This window comes from Arcanobacterium urinimassiliense, from assembly GCF_900119495.1.
Lineage (GTDB): Bacteria > Actinomycetota > Actinomycetes > Actinomycetales > Actinomycetaceae > Arcanobacterium_A > Arcanobacterium_A urinimassiliense.
In genome coordinates, this window is the sequence record NZ_LT632435.1 from 490285 (window position 1) to 509043 (window position 18759).

Consider the following 18759-nt stretch of genomic DNA (forward strand, 5'->3'; position numbering starts at 1 on the left):
AACTCACTCCTGATTTATCGGGTGGATATCTTTCCAATCGCCGCGGAAAATTACTGCGCCTGGCTGTTCTACGGGGGAATCTTCCCGTACCGTCAAAGTATACTCTCTATCGGCGTAATCGTAGACGTGCTGGCCATCTACTAAAGCACTGGATATCCATACCACTCCTTGCTGGAGCAACAAAGAATTTAAGGAAAAATCTACCGAAGAATTACCGGCCGGTAAATTGTACAGTCGGCCTTGTGCTCGGGAATTAGGCCCAGCAATAGTGGTGCCAGATTCGTGAATAAACGCTAAACCAATTTCTATATTCTGCAATTCTTGTTGTGCCGTAATGTGCATACGGACAGTGGCCGCTTCACCGGGATGAAGAATCGGTACAACTTTGCCTTCTGCATTCAAAAAATCGATTTGCGTAATGCGGGCTTCGCCGCTTCCTTGCCGGAAAGAATAATTATTACTTTTCGTAAGATTAGCTTCGCCGCGTATTGTTTCTTGTTGGTTTACGTTATTTAGATAGGCAGATACTACATCGTGGGCATCTCCTATCTTTTGTAATTTTCCGTGGTCAAGCCAGATTGCTTGATCGCATAAATCTTGTGCTAGTGCCAAGGAATGGGTAACTAGAGCAATAGTGGTACCTTTTCGGCGAAGTTCATTTAAGTGTGCAAAACATTTACGCTGAAAATTTTCATCTCCCACAGCGATAATTTCATCAACTATGAGGATATCTGGATGTACAGCTACCGCCGAAGCGAATCCTAGACGCACCGTCATACCCGAGGAATATACTTTTACGGGCGCATCGATAAAATCTCCGATATCAGCAAAATCTATTATCCAATTTATAGAATCCCTGATTTCTTTTTTAGTACGCCCGAGAATCGCTCCGTTTAGGTAGATGTTTTCCCGCCCCGTCAATTCGCCGTGAAAACCTGCCCCTAGTTCTAGGAGTGCATCGACTTTTCCAGCTACTTTTACTTCTCCACGCGTGGGGCGGTATACGCCTGCCAGAATCTTTAACATGGTAGATTTGCCCGAGCCGTTATGCCCTATCAATCCGAAAGTAGTGCCGCGGGGAATTTCAAAAGATATATTTTCTAAAGCGGTAAACTTAGATTTACGCTGGGCGCGTCCGCGCACAAAGCGCTCTTTTAGCGTGCCACGCCTATCAGCAGTAATTTCGAAGATTTTACTGACGTCATCTACAATAATTGCCGGTTTAGTATTCATATCAGAGTTTTTCTCCCAGATCAGATCCGTACTTCCGGTAAACTGCCACGCTTATGCCCAGGAATAAACCGGTCCAGAGGAAAATAGCTAACCATTGCTGCCAAGCTCCCGGCGTTAAATCGTAGAGTAAATTCCGAAAAAGAATCACGAATTCTGCGAACGGAGTATTGCTTACTATTCCTTGGAGAGGTATGCCTTTCCAAGCTCCCGGCACAATGGAAATGGGATAGATAATGGGTGTCAAATAGAAAAGTAACTGTAGAGCTACGCCAATTAGATGCGCCATGTCTCGTATGTGGGCATTCCAAATAGCGCATATTACCGATATTGACCACGTGAATACCACATAACAGGCAATAAGTGGCAACATGAGCAGCCACGTCCAAGATATGTTAAGAAAAAATAGTAGTACTGCTAGAAGTAAAGCTATTTCAATTAGCGACTGCACTCCGATTGCTAAACCGGCGCCTATTACGGGCCCGTATACTGGAAAATAAACTTTTTGTAGTAAATCTCCGGAAGATACTAGTGCGTTCATCCCGGCATTCACGGAGTTTAGAAAAAATCCCCAGAGAATAAGGCCGGCAAAAAACCAGAGAGCAAAAATAGGTTTATTGTGGGGTCCGCCCATTGCCGGCACGCGCATTCGGAAGATTATGGAAAAGACCAGAGAATAAATGCATAAGGTGGCTAGTGGTACTACTAGTGACCAGAGCCAGCCAAGGGCTGTGCCAGAAAACTTAGATTTCAAATCGCGTTGGCCAAAAGCTTCAATTAGGGTCCATTGCTGCCAGAGACTCTTTTGCGGGCGAATATTGGTATATTCCACGCTATCGCTCATAATGCCCCTTCTGCATAAATTCCCATTAGGCCTACAATAGTACATCTTATAGTAGGTTCTTTTCGTTCTGAAAAGAAAGATAGGAAGTTGTAGGCTTCTATAGGTAGTTTACCGGTTTAAGAATTATTAAAATATTTAGTTAGTGAACTGAATACATAATCCGGGCAGGAGGAGTGCAGAATGCGGTGGCTGGTTGTAGGCGGAAAAGGAATGCTGGGTACAGATTTAGTGGCCTTGCTAGAGCAAGAAAACGAAACTGTAAAAGTGCTGGATCGCCCCGAAATTGATATCACGGATGCGCTTTCAGTAGAAAAAATGGTGAAAGACGCCGATATAGTGGTAAATACGGCCGCTTTTACGGCAGTAGATCCAGCGGAAGAGCAAGAAGCTGCTGCTTTTATGGTGAATGCGGTAGGTCCGGAGCTATTAGCTCGGCAGTGCCAGAAAATCGGTGCCCGTTTAGTGCAGATTTCTACTGATTATGTATTTGCGGGAGATGGAGATACTCCCTATGCAGAAGATGCGGTATTAGCACCTAAAGGAGCTTATGGACGCACTAAATTAGCTGGTGAATGGGCGGTGCGCACTTACTGTACAGATTATTTGATCGTGCGCACTGCGTGGCTATACGGTAAGCATGGTAAATGTTTCCCTAAGACGATGGCGGCACTTTCTGATACTCACGATAAGTTGAGTGTGGTAACCGATGAATGGGGTCAGCCTACGTGGACGCGAGATTTAGCTGATTTATTGTTGCGGCTAGTGCGCGCAGAAGCTCCTAGCGGTATCTATCATGGTACTTCGCAAGGGAAAACTAATTGGTATGGTTTTACGCAGCAAATCATCGCTTCTTATGGCAAAGACCCAGCTATGGTGGGAGAAACTACTGCTGCTGCTTTTAATCGCCCAGCTCCGCGCCCGCATTACTCGGTGCTGGGGCATACTGCCTTAGAAAAAATTGGAGTAGCGCCTATAGGTGATTGGCAGGAGCGCTGGGAAGTGGCGGCAGCGGAAATTTTAGAGCTGGAGCAGTGAGGCTAAATTTCGATTTTCCCTTTTTTACCACGCAAGCCATCTCTAATGCCGCGCCCCAATAAACGTGCGCGTTCGCACCGTTTATCAGCTAATAGAGTGTTGAAGGCACAATATTTTACCAACCAGATCAGGTATCCCAATTGCCAGCGGCGCGGCAATAATCCGGAAGCAATTAATTTTAGAGTATTGCGCGCTAAATAATAGCAACGGATAGGGGAATGCACATGTACGGGCTGGGTACGCCCGGGAATGTGTACGGTGCTATCTCCTAAGCTATGGTCTAACAGAGCGCTGGGGCATACTTCTAATCGATACCCAGCGCGTCGCGCCCGCAAACACCACTCTAAATCCACATGGTCTATAAAATAGTCGCTATTCATCAACCCCACTTTTTCTAAAGTGGCGCGCGGAATGAGGCAACCGGACGCAAGCAGAAAAGCAGCATCTATAGTTACAGCAGGCTTTGCTTGAGAAGTGGTATCTGGAAGGAAACGGCGTGGTCCCCATTTTTTATCTACATAAACTAGCTCATCCCCGCCGGGGCGCACATCTTTTATATAAGGTCCCACTGCTCCGAGAGGGGAAGCACTGCTAGCTGTGCGTTTTTGATAAAAACTCAACAGTTGTGCCACAAAATTTTCTGTAGGTAAAGAATCCTGATCCGAGAGGAGCACAAAATCAGCTCCGGCAGCTAAAGCTGCTTTTATACCTACATTCTGTGCGTGCGCTATGCCAGTATTTTCCCCCAACCGCTGCACTTCTAAATTGGGCAGCTCTTCTAGTTCGAAAAATAATTCGGCGCTCGCGGGGCTAGAGCCGTTATCTATTACGAAGACTTTCTGGCATTGCCGGCAAAGAGAATTAGCTAATTTCTGTAGTTTTATATCGGGGTGATAGCTAATAATTACCGCATATACTTTCGCGGAAAGCTGCTGAGAATCAGATTGGGAAGAAGAATCTAAGCCCATTTTTTAGCCGCGTTGCTCTCGCTGCAAAATATCTAGCAAATATTCTCCGTAGCCAGATTTACGCAAAGGCTCGGCGCGCTCGCATAGTTCTTCGTCATTCAAAAATCCCATTCTCCAAGCGATTTCTTCTGGGCAGCCAATTTTTAGCCCTTGACGTGCCTCTACTGTGCGCACAAACGAAGTAGCATCTGCCAGTGAATCAAAAGTGCCGGTATCCAGCCAAGCAGTACCACGAGGAAGGACTTCTACCTGGAGTTTTCCAGCTTCCAAATAAACTTTGTTCACATCGGTGATTTCATATTCGCCCCGCGGGGAAGGCTGTAAAGTACGGGCAATTTCCACTACTTCGTTATCGTAAAAGTAGAGCCCCGGTACGGCATAGTTCGATTTTGGATGCGCAGGTTTTTCTTCGATAGAAATTGCGCGAAAATCTTTATCGAATTCTACTACTCCGTAGCGTTCTGGATCATTCACATAATAAGCGAATACGGCCCCGCCTTCTGGGTCTATATGTCGGCGCAGCTTTGTGCCCATTCCGGGGCCATAAAAGATATTATCGCCGAGCACCAGTGCAGCTGATTCGTTGCCAATATGGGAAGCTCCCAGTACAAAAGCTTGTGCGAGCCCGTTTGGCACCTTCTGCACAGTATAAGAAAGATTAATTCCGAATTGCGTCCCATCTCCTAATAGTCGATGGAATTGAGGGGCGTCATGCGGGGTGGTGATGATGAGGATATCTTGAATTCCCGCGAGCATAAGGGTGCTGAGCGGATAATAAATCATCGGTTTATCGTATACCGGCACGAGTTGCTTAGAGATTCCTTGCGTCACTGGGTGCAGACGGGTACCGGAGCCTCCCGCTAAAATGATTCCACGCATGGCTCTATTCTGGCTTAATTTTCTGGGAAATGGAAGCAGGCGCGGGGGTATCCAGGCGAGATAAGAGCAGTAATAGGCTAGCGCAAGCACAGAAAAATAGTAATGAGCCAACTGCCCATACTAGCATCGGGGAAGCGGGGATATCCCACCACCAACTGAGTAACTTATTCAAGTTGTATTTATCGCGGTCTGTACCGCCGGTAAATCTTCCTAATACAGAATGTAGGGCATACATATTCGCTAGACTTAAGCAGCTGATAAGTAGCCAAAGACTTTTTTGTTTTCCGGATCCGGAAATGAATTTTTTATCTAGGGCAAGGACTATAAGCAGGGGAGCCAATAGCGGTAGAAGATAGCGCGGCTGCATTATGTAAGTCTGCATATTGCCTTGGGTATAAGCAGCTACTACGGGGATGCCTACTACAGCGCCACCTACGATACACAGCATCAAGATCTTTTTTATGGAGGATTTACCGAGTGCCAAGCTAAGAAATATGCCTAAAGCAGTGAATGCTCCTAAAAATACGGCAGTACGCATAGGAACATCGAACCAGCCGGGGCCAAAGCCAGCTCCCCAAAATCCGGCAAAATATTCCGGGAAAGAAAGCAGTAAAGAGATAATCCGATTAAGAGGCGGAGTAGTGATAGTGCTGCTATTTTCTATAGCTCCAGAGGTGGCGACGTGGGTGATACTTACTGAATGCCCGGTATTACGGAATACAAAGAGGCCAACTAGGGAGGCCAATCCGGCTATAGACATAGTTGCTTTCCAGTGGGTGGAGCGAAAAGCATACACTCCGATAGCTAGCCCTGCTACTAGTAGATAAAAGGCTGCATCGCCTCGGCTAGCGCAGGCTAGAGCTGCTCCCACCGCCGCACAAACTAATAATAAATAGCGATTCTTTCCAGTGTTTTCTACTGCTCCTAGCATGCTGAGGAAGAAAGCGCTGATCCCTAAAATTGCCCAGGAGCTCGGATTATTGGAAGCAATAAAATATATCCCCATAGGTGTCCACGCCACGAGCAGGGCGAGGACAGATTTTAGACGGAGTTCCGGAGGGAGAAGCGCCAGAATAATTCCGTAGAGAATAATGCCGATAAGGAAATTTATTATCCGCATCGAGATAATCGAAGTAATAAGATTATCTGATATGAATAAGTGATGGAATTTATAGTATCCACCTGGGTAATTCCCGTCATCTACTCGATAGGTCCACTCGTCTTTTGCCGCTGAATATTTATAGGTACAGGCGGCGGATACATTGCTACGAAAAGCAAAGCATTTATCATTTTTTGCGATTGGTTGGGGCACTAATGCCGCAATTTTTCCTGTTTCTGTGTCTTCTCTTATTACACATCCAGATTTATCGAGTGGAGTAGGGCACCAAGTGCTAGCTAGATGATAGTCATCATCCGGGGAACCACCCAGAGGAGAGGCTAATGCCCACGTGATTCCGAGGCCGATAAAAGAGCCTATGCAGATGACTATAAGTAGTATTTTCTGTATCTGCTGTGCTTTTTTGTTTATCGGCTTTTCCGGCATCATCTACGCCACTCCCACTCATATCTGTAGAGCTTGCCATCCTTGGCTACGGCATATAAATTTCGTTTATTCCCTGCCATATGGGCGCGCCCTATATAGCTCATAACTCCCCAGCCATGTCCAATTTTTGCAAACTTGGTGAAACCGGCAGTAGAACCATATCCAAGCAGTAGTTCCTTCTTTTCATTCAAGAAAATAATATCGGTTTTCCCATCGGTGTTCCAATCTCCGGCATTTCCAACAGCTTGCATAGCTGCATAATTGCCCGAGAGAAGGCGAGGGGCATAGAAAGTACTGCGTCCGTTAGTCGGATAGGCATACATTTGCCCGCGCGAATTAATACCGTAAAAAGTAGGCTGATTGTTTATGCCTTTTTCTACTAAAAATATGGACTTGAAGATATTCCAGCCATTGCCAATTTGCCGCGGAGCTCGGAAATAGCCATTGCCATCACTTGGATAGAGGAATAATCTGCCGGCGGCATCTTTTCCGATTATGTCGATATGGGAATCTCCGTCGAAATCTACTCCGGTATAGAGCTCAGTAAAGATATTCCAGCCATTGCCAATTTGCCGAGGGCTTGCCCAGCTATCGCCGGCTTGCGCATCGTAAATTAATAGCCGGCCATCTCTGGTGCGCAGCAACATATCGCTGTAACCATTTTCCAGAAAATCTCCGGCTGTCCAGACGCCTTGGTTAGGCCAGCCCCAACCGATCTTTTTGTTGTCTGTGTACTTTGTGTTGGAAGTAAAGGGGATATTGGTGAAAGTGCTATTTACATTACTTCCAGGGATGGTAGATCCGCCCGAATTAGTATTATTAGCATTTGCTAGTATTTGCTTTACGCCAGCGCGCACTGCTCCGAGATGCTCGTAGACAGAGCCAGGGCAGGCGGTGCTAAAAACGTCTCGATGCCCGGCAATATTTGGAGTTTGTTTTCCGGTGCTTGGCACCCAAGATCCGTATGGGTTTACATTCCCCATTCCAAATTGCCAAGCGATTACTTTTTGTAGTGAGTTTAAAGAAGCAGTGGTAGGTTGCACTCCGTACATATAACTGCCGAGAATAGATATTCCTACCGAGTGGGTATTAGCTCCGTAGGCATGTGCACCTACCGCCATTTGGCCGCGCGGAGAGCGCAGAGTACCTTCCCGACCTTCGTAGATATTTCCGTATTTATCGATTAGGAAATTGTATCCAATATCGCCCCATTCCAAAGTATACGTATGGTAGTGGAAAATACTGCGAATAATTCCGGGCACTTCACTGGCGGTGTAATTATTGCTGCCGGCGGTGTGGTGTACTACTGCTCCGCGGAGAGAGGCAAAACTAGGATTCCATCCGGCGCGCCCAGCTCCCCATCCTGCACGCGAAGTAATGGTGGGGCGAGCGGGTGTAGCAGTTTTTATGGAAACTGCTCGGGAGGCAGCGGTCTGTAAAGAAGAGAGAAAGCTTACCGGCTTCTGTAATGCTGGTGCGCCAGCGGCGGTGGTGGAAGCTTTAGTAGTTAATGCTTGGGTATTTGCAGTGGTAGACAGGGAAGCGGAAGCGTTTTCGGCCGTGAAAGCAGTCCCCGAATTAATATAACCAGTTGCGGATTCTGATACTTGTTCCGGATTTTTATTACTATCTGGATCTTCGGTAGCTGGATTAGGAGTTATTTCTTTTTCTTTTACCGTATTCTTTTCTCCGGTAAGTAACACTGCTTTCAAGTCAGTAGGTAGTTCTTTTCCAACGGCGCGTACCTGTATACCGGTAGCTCCAGCCGCTATATAAGGTTCACTTCCTGGTTGGCGGTTTTCTGCTGGTTTTTCGATTCCTACTTCCGCCCAATTACTCCAGCCTTTTTCATCTTTACTGCGCACTTCTACTCGAGCTGGGCTAGTGCCTTCCCAAATTATTCCAGCAGCTTGGAATTCTTCCGTGTCGAGCGGGGCAGTGGTGAGTGAGTAACTGCCATTTTCTTGTTCAGAAATTTCGGTGGTGGCTTCGTTGCTGGTATCAAGTAAATCTACTAGCAGGGCAGCAGCTTCTTCATTAGCAGTGGGCAGTATTCCGGTGAGGGAAAGGGAAAGCCCAAATGCGACTGTAAGAGCTCTAAGCATAAATTTCTCCAAGCAGTGTCCGAAAATAATTAACGTACAATATAGCATTCTATAAACAGTTTACATTCTACACAACTTTCACATTTGTAACATTGTTTTCAGAGTGACGGTGTTTTTGGATATTCTTTTTTATTTTTAATCATTTATTTGCACCCCTTCGCGAGTTTCCTAGTACAATGAGTATCAATTAAATCGAAGGGGAATTTGCCGGCAGAGTTGCCAGGTGTTTTCTCAGTACTGCTTGATACTGCGTCTTGAATATGGGCGCTGCATCTTGAATATAGCGTAGCTATCTGGGGTGATATCGATTTAGAAAAGGGGAAATTTCATGGACACGCAAATTGCGGAAAATTTAGCTCCACTTTTTACGCCGTGGAAAGTGGGGGAATGCGAGATAAAAAATCGCATTGTGATGACCTCTATGGGTGGTACCAATCTACTGGGGTGGATGGAGCGCAACCATTTCGATAAGGAAGCAGCTAAATTTATTTTAGATGTTGCGCGCCACGATGTGGGGCTTATTTTGCCTGGTTGTCAGCCTGTTTATAATCCGATGTTTGGGCAGTGGCTATATAAAAACGATAAAATGTATCGTGATTTAGCGGCGTGGTTGCCGGAGTTTCATGCTACTGGCGCAAAGTTATTTGTGCAGTTGACGGCAGGATTCGGGAGAGCTTTTACCATAAGTGAAACGATGGAAAAACTCTATACCAATAGGGTGTTACGTTTTCTGGCCAAGCCGGTGATGGATTTAGAAAGAATTACGGCGGCTCCTTCGCCTTTGCCAAACCGTTGGTCAGATAAAGTGCCCTCCCGAGAGATGACGGTGGCCGAAATTAAAGAAGTCGTTGAGGCTTTTGCACTTTCTGCTTATAAGTTGCAGCAGGCGGGAGTAGACGGAGTAGAGATTCATGCAGTACATGAAGGATATTTACTAGACCAGTTTGCTCTTGCATATACCAACCAGCGCACAGATAACTACGGAGGCAGTTTTGAAAATCGCTACCGTTTCGCAGTCGAAATTGTGCAGGCTATAAAAGCGCGCTGCGGAGCAGACTTTCCGGTTTCTTTACGTTATTCCGTGCTATCTAAGACGAAAGGTATGCGGCAAGGAGCTTTGCCAGGGGAAGAATACACAGAAGTGGGAAGGGATATGGCCGAATCGGAGCGGGCGGCAAAGTATCTCCAAGAGGCGGGATACGATATGCTCAACTGCGATAATGGCACCTACGATGCTTGGTACTGGGCACACCCGCCGATTTATATGCCAGAAAACTGCAATTTAGCAGATGTGGAGCATATAAAACAGTTTGTGGATATTCCGGTGGTGGCGGCTGGTCGTACTACTCCGCGCGCCGCTGCCAGTGCAATTGCGGCTGGAAGATTAGATGGAGCCGGATTTGCCCGGCCGTTTTTAGCAGACCGCGCTTGGGTCACGAAAATGATTGCTGGTAAAGAAGCCGATATTCGCCCCTGCATTCTCTGCCATAGTGCTTGTTTCAATATGGCGCATTATAAAGGAGTGCCGAATGATCAAGATCTCTACGATTCCTTGCACCTTTCGCGCTGCGCGGTAGATGCCGAAACTATGCAATCGCGTAAGTACTATATTGAAAAAACGCTTTTGCCAAAGCGAGTAGCAATTATCGGTGGAGGAATTGGCGGTATGGAAGCCGCGCGGGTGCTGCATCTACGCGGGCACAAGCCGGTAATCTACGAGAAGAGTAGTGAATTAGGTGGAGTATTTATCTCGGGCAGTGCGGAATCTTATAAAGGAAAACTGCGCGAATTGCTCGCTTGGTATCGCCGGCAGATGAAGGTACTGAATATTGAGGTGCATCTCAATTCACCGGTAGCTAGCATTGATGAATTCTTAGCGGCAGATATGCCCGTAATTATTGCCACCGGTTCTAGCCCTATTGCTCTTTCGCGGGTACCCGGTTGGGAAAATACGGTAGAAGCTTGCGATTTCTTGCGCAGTGATTACACGGAGACTAAAGATCAACGAGTAGCGGTAATCGGGGGCGGGCTCACCGGCTGCGAAATCGCCTATGAATTGGCTTTAAAAGGAGCTCAACCCATAATCATAGAGATGAAATCAGATCTAATTGCGCAGCGTGGAGTGTGCTTAGCTAATAGTTCTTATCTGCGCGAATGGTTTGCGCTGCAGAAAGTGCCAGTGTATCTGGATACTACTTTGCAGAAAGTAGAAGCGGATAAGGTGATTTGCCGCGGTGCGAACGGAGAAAAGCTGGAAATTCCCTGCGATAAGGTGGTCAGTTCAGTGGGTTACCGCAGCGCTCCTTTAGCTCCGGCAGGTAAGCAGGTGTATCAAATAGGGGATTGCCGGCAAGTAGGCAATGTGCGCACCGTGGTATGGGATGCCTATGCGGCGGCTATGAAGATATAGAAATGCGATGGAAATTAATATGTAAATACAGTAGATAGGGGAGGCGAATTTTTTCGTTTGCCAAGTTTCTCACTTTTTACAGACAATATCCGTGTTGTCCGCGTGTTTAATGAGTTTCTAGAAAAATGTGGGTATCATTTTCCTATTTCGCCTTGACTTTAGGGGCTTACATGCGTGTAATTTAGTTAGTAAATAACTAACCGGCAGGAGAGGTGAACTATGCGGCACGAAACTTCCGCAGTGTCACTTCGCGAGGTGCGTAGCGTTACCTCCCGCGAAGCGGCAGTTACGGACGCTAAAGACGCCCAGAGCCTCATGCTGGGTATTTTTAACCTCGGATACGGTACAGCGGCCGGCGAAGATTTAAGTTGGATGGAAGATGCCCTCTGTGCGCAAACTGACCCCGATCTCTTTTATCCAGAAAAAGGCGGATCGACTGCTCCGGCTACTTCTATTTGCCGCAGCTGCCCCGTGCGCGCGGAATGCTTAGAGTACGCCGTTTCGCACGATATACGGCACGGAATCTGGGGCGGTACTTCCGATAATGATAGAAAGCGCCTAGCCCGGGAGCGTAAAAGAGCTGCCGGCGAAATATAGGTAGTGGGAGCCGGCAGGAGCGGGAGTATGATTTCGCAGAATAAAATGGAGGCAGTGCGCGAGCCGGTAACCGCCGTAGTAGTAGCTTGCCAAGCTGATCAGGACTACTTGCCGCGCACTCTACAAGGTCTATATGCCCAGGACCTCAAACCACAGCGAATTTTTATTGCCGTGCCGGCACAGACTGCGGAATTAACGGAATTAGTACACAGCATTTTCCCGGCTACTTCTGAAGCGCTTACGAGTGAAACTGCGAGTCGTAATTATCAGGTGCGGGTGCCGGCAGTGGAAATCGTGGAAACTGGAGTAGTTAATTCTCTGGCCGCCGCTTTGCAAAAAATTCCGGCACTCGCTGAGGAAAATACGGGGCAGCGGGGTTGGATATGGATTTTGCATGCCGATTCGGCTCCGGATAAATCTGCTCTCAATATCTTGCTCCGAAAAGGAGAACTTTCCCAGGCTATCGGGGCAGTAGGGCCGAAACAACTCACTTGGATAGAAAATAATTCTGCGGCGAAAACAAAAACGACTACCCCTCAACTTCTAGAAGTGGGAATTCGCGCTACCCGTTCAGCGCGGCGGGTGCCCGAAGTGGATTTAGGGGAAAGAGACCAAGGCCAGCATGACAACCGAGAAGATATGCTGGCAATCGGAACTGCCGGCATGCTGGTACGCAGTGATATATATAGGCAGCTCGGAGGGCTCAATAATGATTTAGGACCCTTTGGAGATGGCCTCGAATTTTCGCGGCGGATTCGCCTAGCCGGTTATCGAGTAGTAGTAGCCCCTGCCGCTGTCGTATATCATCGGCAATTTTCTTTTTATCCAGATTCTCCGGCTGGAGTAGAATCTTCCATTTCCAACGACGCCATGGCGCAGAGCTATGGCCAGCGGCGGCAAGCGCAAATTTTTAATTCGCTACTGGCTGCCCCCGATGCTTTACTAGTATTTTGCTGGTTAGGTTATATTCTCGGGGGAATTGCCCGAATGCTCATTCGTTTAGCTGGGCGTGATCTAGTGCGGGCCCGTGGAGAAATTGCGGCTGCTGCTCATATCGCTACCAGTTTCTCTGCGGTGCGGCGCGGGCGGAAACAGATAGCTGCAGCGGGAAGTGCAGTAGCTGGTTTGCGGGCTCTAGAAGCACGACCGGTAGAAATACGCTGGGCAAAAAGAGAAGCGAAAAAAGAACGGGTAGAGGCTCGGCAGCTATCAGCGCAGCCTAATCCGCTTATTGTGGCGGCGCAGCAAGATTTACGCCGGCATACGCGCCGCGGTTTTATTTTCACACTGTTAGCAGCCATATTCATCTCCACTCTTTTCAATTTGCCGTATTTTTCATCTGGTACCTTGGCGGGTGGTCAGTTGCTTGGCGATAGCTCTACCGCCGGTGAGCTTTGGCAAGCAATACGAAATTCGTGGTTGCTGAGCGGAGACGGCTACAGTTTGCCGGTAGATTCTCTCTGGTTAGTTTTACTTCCACTTCTGGTACTCGGAGCTCCGTTCCATCTTTCGCTCGGTACTCTGCTGACCTTTTTACTCTATGCGGCCATTCCAATAGGAGCTATCAGTGCCTATCTTTTTGCCGGTCGCTTTACAAAATCTTGGCTGGTGCGCACCGGGGCAGCAATTTTTTGGGTACTATCCCCAGCGTTATTAGAAGCGCTCAGCAGTGGGCGTATCGGTCCAGTTTTAGTGCATATCTTTATTCCGCTTCTCGGCTGGGCCTTAGTGGGGGCATGGCGCGGATACAGCGGTCATCTAGGGCTAGCGGCACTTCTCTTTGCACTAATAGCGGCCTCTGCTCCGATATTCCTAGTATTTTCTTTCTTCATAATGCTCATAGCTCTGCTAGGAACAAAAGCTAAACTTATTTGGCTATGGTTGCCGGTACCGGCTTTTGTGTTGCTTCTTCCTTCTTTAATCAGTCTCAAAACCGAAAATATTTTTGCTTTCCTCTTCTCATCTCCTGGTCTGCCCTATGCAGGAGCAAAATCGCCTCTGCAAGTAGCGCAAGGTTTCACCACGCGTCCCTTTGATATCCGCGGCGCAGATGCTTTTCTCTTCGGTGGCTTAGCGCTATTGATTTTCTTAGCCATCCTACTGTTGCTGCGGGGGCAAAAAGCTCGGCAGATTCGCTTTGCTTGGTTATTGGCGATTTTCGGATTCTTGTGGGCGCTAGTTTCACCGTATCTCTTAGTGGCCTGGCGTATTGAAGGCGGGCGGGCAAGCGGTATCTCTGCTTGGCACGGCCTCGGTTTAAGCTGTGCTTGGCTCGGATTATTCCTCGTATTTTGTTTTGGCTCCTACGGGCTTTTTACCGCGCTGCGGCAGCGTAATTTTGGTTTCGCGCATGCCCTTACGGGAATAGGACTGCTACTTTTCCCACTGGCTTTACTCGGAATCATGGGGCAGTGGGCTCATATTCAAATAAGCGGGGTAAATGCGGTACTGCACGCGCAACCTGCCCAAGTAGTGCCGGCCTTGGCTGAAAAGCAGATGAATTCTCCGGCGCGGGCGCGTGTCTTAGCTCTGCGAGCCTACCAGAGTGGTTATAACGCGGAAATCTGGCGGGCAGCTGGTTTACAGTTGCACGAATTTCCGCTTTCGCGAGTGGCGGGTACTGCTTCTTTAGCTAGTTCTGACCCAGCACAGCAAGATCTAGAAAAAGCGGTGGCTGATTTACTCACTGGATCTGCGGCTGCGGTACCGGCTTTACATGCGCATGGCATATCGATAGTGCTGCTGCCTCCTGCGGCAGCGGGTGAATCTGGCGAAAGTCGAAGCGAATTAGCATCTTATCTTTTTGCCGCTCCTGGTTTGGAATACGTGACGGAAAATGAAACGGGGCAATTCTGGCGAATTACTGGCCCCGATTTACCGGAACCGGCACCGCGCGCAGCTATAGAAACGGACGAAGCTACTTTGGAGGCTTTAGCTGCGGGTAAGTATCGAATCAAGACGGAAATTGCGGCGGGGAATGAGCGTAATCTGGTATTAGCTGAGCGAAAAGCTGCCGGTTGGCATGCGGAATTAAATGGTCGAGAGCTGGAAAAAGATTCTCCTAATTGGGCGCAAAGGTGGAAGATTCCAGCGGAGCAAGCGGGTACTTTATACGTCACTTATCGGGATTCGCTGCGCACAGGCATACTAATTGCGCAGATGATAGTAGGAATTATTGCCGTAGTGGCTGCCTTGCCTTTAGGAGCGCGCCGACGAAAGGAAAGGCTGTGAAGGTTAAAAATTTCTTTACTGCTCTAGTGGTATTAGCACTAGGAGGGGCGGTAGGCGGGGCCGCTTATCTGCTACCTGCGCCGCCTGCTACGGAAAAAGAGCTCCCCGGAGTAGCCGCTGCTGATGGCACTATTTCTTTAATATGCACTGGTGGGGCTGAAAGATTAATTCCGCAAGTGGGTAGCACTATGCAAGCGGAAGAGAAAATCCAAGGCTGGGCGGGAGCTTTTCTCTCCGGGGTAGATTTAAATGCCGCCACTGCTACCTGGATTCCTGGCACCAATGCTGATAAAAAAGCTATTTCCTCTCCAGTGCTGGGAGCGGATTACACTACCAAGACCGGATTGCAACAGCCGATGCTGCAGGGGAGTATCCTTATCAAACGCGGGCAGGCGGATGGCGCTAGTATGAGCGGTGGAAGTGCTCATCTAGCGCAAGCTGGGGATTTGCGTGGAATCGCCAATAACCCGTGCCGATGGGCATCTAGCGCTGCTTGGTTTGTGGGAGGAAGTGTAAAAATAGGCGAGGCTAGCCGGTTGTTTCTAGTCAATCCGTCTCCCAATCCGATGCTTATCCATATTTCTCAATACACTGAGAAAGGAAAACAAGAGCTAGGGAGCGGCAGCAATATAAATTTAGCTCCGCATGCGGCAAAGACGGTATCTCTAGACGGTATTTTGGCAGATGGTGAGCGTTCTGCTTTGCACGTGTACTCTGATTCTGGATTTTTTGCGGCTTCGCTGCAGACTAATAGTCTTACGGGATACACTCCACGGGGAATTGATTTTCTCGACGCCGGGGTATCTGGAAAAGATTTAGTGATACCTGGCTTGCATCTACCAGCTGGAGATTCACTAACTGCCGAAATTCCGGATGCTGCGGCGCGTGGTGAAGAATCTAGCTTGGTAGCTGCTGGAGTGAAAGCCAGCTTGCGTATAGTGAATACGGAAGAGAAAACGCAGGAAGTACGAATTTTCACTATAGATCGCAGTGGTAAGCGGGCGCCCTTGGCCGGAAGTGAACAAGTGCAAGTAGCTGGGCAAGCAGTATTAGATTTGAATTTAGACGGCTTAAAACCCGGCGATTATACGCTGCAGCTAGAATCTGGGGCGGCTATTGCGGCTGGCGTGCAATTGGCTTACGAAACGGAAAACGGTACCGATATTGCTTGGCTGGCAGCGCAACCAGAGTTAAAAAATAGTGCCGTTGCTTTCGCGCTGGGAACTGGGAGATTAATAATGACGCCGGCAGCTGCGGGGAGTACTTCTCTGCAGTGGGAAGCTTTTGATGCGGCCGGGAAATCTCTGGCGAAAAATGAACTCACTATTTCCGGTACCTCCGGTATAGATTTACCAGATAAAACTACTTATGTGAATATAACTGCCGAGCACCCTCTCTATGGTGGAGTAATAGTGAAAGCAGATGTGGCGGGTGGAAAAGGTATAGATTGGTTACCTCTAACCCCGGATATAGCCAGCTCTAGCTCCTTCTCTCTCCACGGAGTAAATTAAAATTCGGCGCTGCTGGGCTGCTTATCTTGCCGTCGTTTCCTTCTATCTACTGTAGATAGTCGATAGTTTGCGGATCTACGTTCAGGGCCGAAGCTATATGCATAGTTATTACTTGGTGGAGAAATAATGAAAAATTGCTCTCTTGGCGTGCAGCAGAGAGAATCGGTAGGCGATAAAAAACTATGCGCCCGTGAATTTTCGCCGGGCGTTCAAAAGGAAAAAAACGCCCCAGCGGGATTCCTTTTTCCCACGGAGCCGGAGCTTTTTCCGGCATATCAAGCACTGCAAAATCGTAGTGATCCAGTTTGGTGCCTAAAAAGAGCCGAAATTGAGCAATATCACTGGCTACTGCGTCATCAAATTTATCGGCTCTTGTACGCCAAGCCGGTACCGAAGGCGGAATAACCGGCCCGCGCAGAGAACGCCCGTGCCGATTCCGGCGCGGCGCTTTATCTCGCCGGGGAATATGCAGTGTGCTCATGATTTTAAGTTTAGCCAGAAAATACTAGGCTGAGTGTAGTGACGCATAATAAATGAGAAGAGTGTAAATTAAACGCATGGCACATATTAGACATTGTTCGCGCAGTAGCTGCACGGAACCGGCAGTTGCCACTATGACTTATGACTACCGAGAAGCCACCGCGGTGATTGGCCCGCTGGCACCTATAGCGCGCGCCGGTGCTTTCGATTTATGTGCGAAGCATGCTCTTTCCGTCACTGTTCCCGTAGGTTGGCAAATGATTAGGTTAGCTACGGAATTTGAGCCAGTAGATCCTTCTCCGGATGATTTGACGGCGCTCGCAGATGCAATCCGCGAAGCTTCTCGCAAAGAAGTACCGCCTCCCACTCCGGCACGGCGGGAAGTGCGCCGGCCGGCGGCAGATCTTTCCACGCGCCCGCGTCCGCGTCCGAATTTAATGGCGGTGCCGAATCCGCCGGATGGTGAAAAAGCAGCGAAATCCGCGAAATTTGGTAAAGCTAGTAAAGAGCCTACTGATTAGAGGTTAACTCGTTTTAGAGATCAACCCATTTATAGGTAAATCCACTTTATAAATCAGCCCACTGCTTAAATAGTTAGCGTGAATTTAAGGACTAGTTATTGGTTGGGGTGCTGATAGCTAGGTTCCTTAGTTATTTTGCGGAAGTGTATCGATAATTTGCTGTGCAAAGTTCTCTTTGGCAAAGCGCATATTTACGTACATCATATTCGTCACCGCCATACTGAAAGGCGTAAAGACTGCCATCGTTATGAGAAGTATGGCGAAGAAAGAAATGAGAGTAGCTACTGAGCTATCTATTGCTATTATGATGACGCTGAAAGATATGATAATTACTAAGGTGGCGGCAATGAGCAAAATTGCAGTAAGTGCTACTACTCCCAATAAACGCCAAAAATAGTTTTTCGTTAGTTTCCAAGAGCGCTGAATAGCGGCAAGGGGGCCAATATCTTCTGCCACTAGTGCAGGGCCAGCCACGGAGAGGCGAATACTGAAAAATATTAGCAGTAGGCAGAGAAGCGTGAGGAAAATAGAGTCGGCGATATTGCTTGTGAAATCAGTGGCAGTAAAGGATCCGCCGGTGGCGATTAATATGGCAAATAGAATGCCGCCACCGATTATGAAAGCCAGATAATAAATTGCATATAGCCCTATGTAGCGCAGGAAGTTCCATCCTAGACAAGGAAGGGGGAGGTGGAACGCGTCGCGTAGCGAGAGTTTTATACCACGGATAGAGTTAATGGTGAAGCGAGTGCTGGCTATATATATAATGAGAATTTCCAAAATAATGCAGATATTAATGGAGAGGGCGGCTCCTCCGATTAAGGAGGCGCCAGCGGCAAAGCCCGTATTAGTGGTATCTAAATCCGCTAAATCTAAAGTGGTGAGTATGGAAGTGCCAGAACCGGCCGAGATAATTACAATAAGGGCAATTACTGCGAGCGTCAAAATGGCGGGGAAGAGTATATAGGCTACGGGGTTAAATTTAAGGAGCCGAAAAGCGGAAGTTATTATTTCTCCCACCGTGTGCTCGCGCAGAGGTACTACCGTGCGCAGCGCGCGTGGGGCAGTATGGGGGTCGGTATTATTCGTAATGCGGTAGCTATCGTAGCTCGGCAAGATAGATTCTAGGGAAGTGGATTCGCTCGGATTAGCGGCAACTGGGGTAGATTCAGTTGGCACAGATTCCTTTGGTGTAGATCCAGTAGGAGTGGTTGCAATCGCTCCGGCTTCCGGCGTTTCCGCTTCATGCGGGGGTAGATTTTCATTATTAGAAAGTGAATCTGGCTGCTCATTAGCGGTATCCATAGAATCTCCTACCGATGGGGTTTTGCCGGAACATCGTCATCCACGACTCCAAATAGAGATTAGCGCAAATAAATGGCATTTTCTAGGGATACTGCTGAAA

At 48.1% G+C, this 18759-nt stretch carries 14 protein-coding genes; 6 read left to right on the plus strand and 8 right to left on the minus strand.

Annotated features, from left to right (window positions below; all coding sequences use genetic code 11):
- Positions 1 to 3 precede the first annotated feature (3 nt).
- Entirely contained in the window at positions 4 to 1233 is a 1230-nt protein-coding gene (locus tag BQ7117_RS02230; protein WP_073995999.1) for an ABC transporter ATP-binding protein, read from the minus strand.
- 1 nt (position 1234) lies between these two features.
- Positions 1235 to 2074, minus strand: coding sequence for an ABC transporter permease (locus BQ7117_RS02235; RefSeq protein WP_143273949.1), 840 nt, complete (start codon positions 2072 to 2074; stop codon positions 1235 to 1237).
- A gap of 180 nt (positions 2075 to 2254) precedes the next feature.
- Here BQ7117_RS02235 and rfbD point away from each other — a divergent pair, with 180 nt between their 5' ends.
- Positions 2255 to 3109, plus strand: coding sequence for a dTDP-4-dehydrorhamnose reductase (gene rfbD / locus BQ7117_RS02240; protein WP_073996001.1), 855 nt, complete (start codon positions 2255 to 2257; stop codon positions 3107 to 3109).
- A gap of 2 nt (positions 3110 to 3111) precedes the next feature.
- On the opposite strand, the gene BQ7117_RS02245 is transcribed toward rfbD, so the two are convergent.
- The 4 genes from BQ7117_RS02245 to BQ7117_RS02260 are packed head-to-tail and all read right to left on the minus strand — an operon-like array spanning position 3112 to position 8604.
- The gene (locus BQ7117_RS02245) at positions 3112 to 4077 is read right to left on the minus strand and encodes a glycosyltransferase family 2 protein (RefSeq protein WP_073996002.1); all 966 of its coding nucleotides are present in this window, start codon (positions 4075 to 4077) and stop codon (positions 3112 to 3114) included.
- Between the two features lie 3 nt (positions 4078 to 4080).
- Positions 4081 to 4956: a glucose-1-phosphate thymidylyltransferase RfbA gene (rfbA, locus tag BQ7117_RS02250; protein WP_073996003.1), complete on the minus strand. Its 876-nt coding sequence runs from the start codon at positions 4954 to 4956 to the stop codon at positions 4081 to 4083.
- 4 nt (positions 4957 to 4960) lie between these two features.
- Positions 4961 to 6502, minus strand: coding sequence for a DUF2142 domain-containing protein (locus tag BQ7117_RS02255; protein ID WP_073996004.1), 1542 nt, complete (start codon positions 6500 to 6502; stop codon positions 4961 to 4963).
- On the minus strand, positions 6499 to 8604 hold the full coding sequence (locus BQ7117_RS02260) for an N-acetylmuramoyl-L-alanine amidase (RefSeq protein ID WP_073996005.1): 2106 nt from the start codon (positions 8602 to 8604) through the stop codon (positions 6499 to 6501). The genes BQ7117_RS02255 and BQ7117_RS02260 overlap by 4 nt, the downstream gene beginning before the upstream one ends.
- A 328-nt stretch (positions 8605 to 8932) precedes the next feature.
- Between BQ7117_RS02260 and BQ7117_RS02265 the strand changes: the two genes are divergently transcribed.
- From BQ7117_RS02265 to BQ7117_RS02280, 4 genes are all read left to right on the plus strand, one after another.
- Positions 8933 to 11014 carry an oxidoreductase gene (locus BQ7117_RS02265; protein WP_073996006.1) on the plus strand — a complete coding sequence of 694 codons (2082 nt, stop codon included), beginning with the start codon at positions 8933 to 8935 and terminating at the stop codon, positions 11012 to 11014.
- 315 nt (positions 11015 to 11329) lie between these two features.
- Complete coding sequence (locus BQ7117_RS02270) at positions 11330 to 11611, plus strand: WhiB family transcriptional regulator (RefSeq protein WP_073996941.1); 282 nt, start codon at positions 11330 to 11332, stop codon at positions 11609 to 11611.
- Positions 11612 to 11638: 27 nt separating this feature from the next.
- Positions 11639 to 14842 carry a glycosyltransferase gene (locus BQ7117_RS02275; RefSeq protein WP_073996007.1) on the plus strand — a complete coding sequence of 1068 codons (3204 nt, stop codon included), beginning with the start codon at positions 11639 to 11641 and terminating at the stop codon, positions 14840 to 14842.
- Entirely contained in the window at positions 14839 to 16353 is a 1515-nt protein-coding gene (locus BQ7117_RS02280; protein ID WP_073996008.1) for a DUF5719 family protein, read from the plus strand. Before BQ7117_RS02275 ends, BQ7117_RS02280 begins: the two co-directional genes overlap by 4 nt.
- A gap of 46 nt (positions 16354 to 16399) precedes the next feature.
- Here BQ7117_RS02280 and BQ7117_RS02285 read toward each other — a convergent pair whose 3' ends face one another.
- Positions 16400 to 16834 (minus strand): metallopeptidase family protein, encoded by a 435-nt coding sequence (locus tag BQ7117_RS02285; RefSeq protein WP_073996009.1) that lies wholly within the window; start codon positions 16832 to 16834, stop codon positions 16400 to 16402.
- A gap of 76 nt (positions 16835 to 16910) precedes the next feature.
- On the opposite strand from BQ7117_RS02285, the gene BQ7117_RS02290 reads away from it, so the two are divergent.
- Positions 16911 to 17354 carry a DUF3499 domain-containing protein gene (locus BQ7117_RS02290; RefSeq protein ID WP_073996010.1) on the plus strand — a complete coding sequence of 148 codons (444 nt, stop codon included), beginning with the start codon at positions 16911 to 16913 and terminating at the stop codon, positions 17352 to 17354.
- A 126-nt stretch (positions 17355 to 17480) separates the two neighbouring features.
- Here BQ7117_RS02290 and BQ7117_RS02295 read toward each other — a convergent pair whose 3' ends face one another.
- The gene (locus tag BQ7117_RS02295) at positions 17481 to 18659 is read right to left on the minus strand and encodes a hypothetical protein (RefSeq protein ID WP_073996011.1); all 1179 of its coding nucleotides are present in this window, start codon (positions 18657 to 18659) and stop codon (positions 17481 to 17483) included.
- Positions 18660 to 18759 lie beyond the last annotated feature (100 nt).

Coding starts and splice junctions, on each gene's coding strand:
- BQ7117_RS02285 (WP_073996009.1), bottom strand. CDS start 16,834: ATGAGCACACTGCATATTCCCCGGCGAGATAAAGCGCCGCGCCGGAAT.
- BQ7117_RS02290 (WP_073996010.1), top strand. CDS start 16,911: ATGGCACATATTAGACATTGTTCGCGCAGTAGCTGCACGGAACCGGCA.
- BQ7117_RS02255 (WP_073996004.1), bottom strand. CDS start 6,502: ATGATGCCGGAAAAGCCGATAAACAAAAAAGCACAGCAGATACAGAAA.
- BQ7117_RS02270 (WP_073996941.1), top strand. CDS start 11,330: ATGCTGGGTATTTTTAACCTCGGATACGGTACAGCGGCCGGCGAAGAT.
- BQ7117_RS02295 (WP_073996011.1), bottom strand. CDS start 18,659: ATGGATACCGCTAATGAGCAGCCAGATTCACTTTCTAATAATGAAAAT.
- BQ7117_RS02260 (WP_073996005.1), bottom strand. CDS start 8,604: ATGCTTAGAGCTCTTACAGTCGCATTTGGGCTTTCCCTTTCCCTCACC.
- BQ7117_RS02230 (WP_073995999.1), bottom strand. CDS start 1,233: ATGAATACTAAACCGGCAATTATTGTAGATGACGTCAGTAAAATCTTC.
- BQ7117_RS02245 (WP_073996002.1), bottom strand. CDS start 4,077: ATGGGCTTAGATTCTTCTTCCCAATCTGATTCTCAGCAGCTTTCCGCG.
- BQ7117_RS02235 (WP_143273949.1), bottom strand. CDS start 2,074: ATGAGCGATAGCGTGGAATATACCAATATTCGCCCGCAAAAGAGTCTC.
- rfbA (WP_073996003.1), bottom strand. CDS start 4,956: ATGCGTGGAATCATTTTAGCGGGAGGCTCCGGTACCCGTCTGCACCCA.
- BQ7117_RS02265 (WP_073996006.1), top strand. CDS start 8,933: ATGGACACGCAAATTGCGGAAAATTTAGCTCCACTTTTTACGCCGTGG.
- BQ7117_RS02275 (WP_073996007.1), top strand. CDS start 11,639: ATGATTTCGCAGAATAAAATGGAGGCAGTGCGCGAGCCGGTAACCGCC.
- rfbD (WP_073996001.1), top strand. CDS start 2,255: ATGCGGTGGCTGGTTGTAGGCGGAAAAGGAATGCTGGGTACAGATTTA.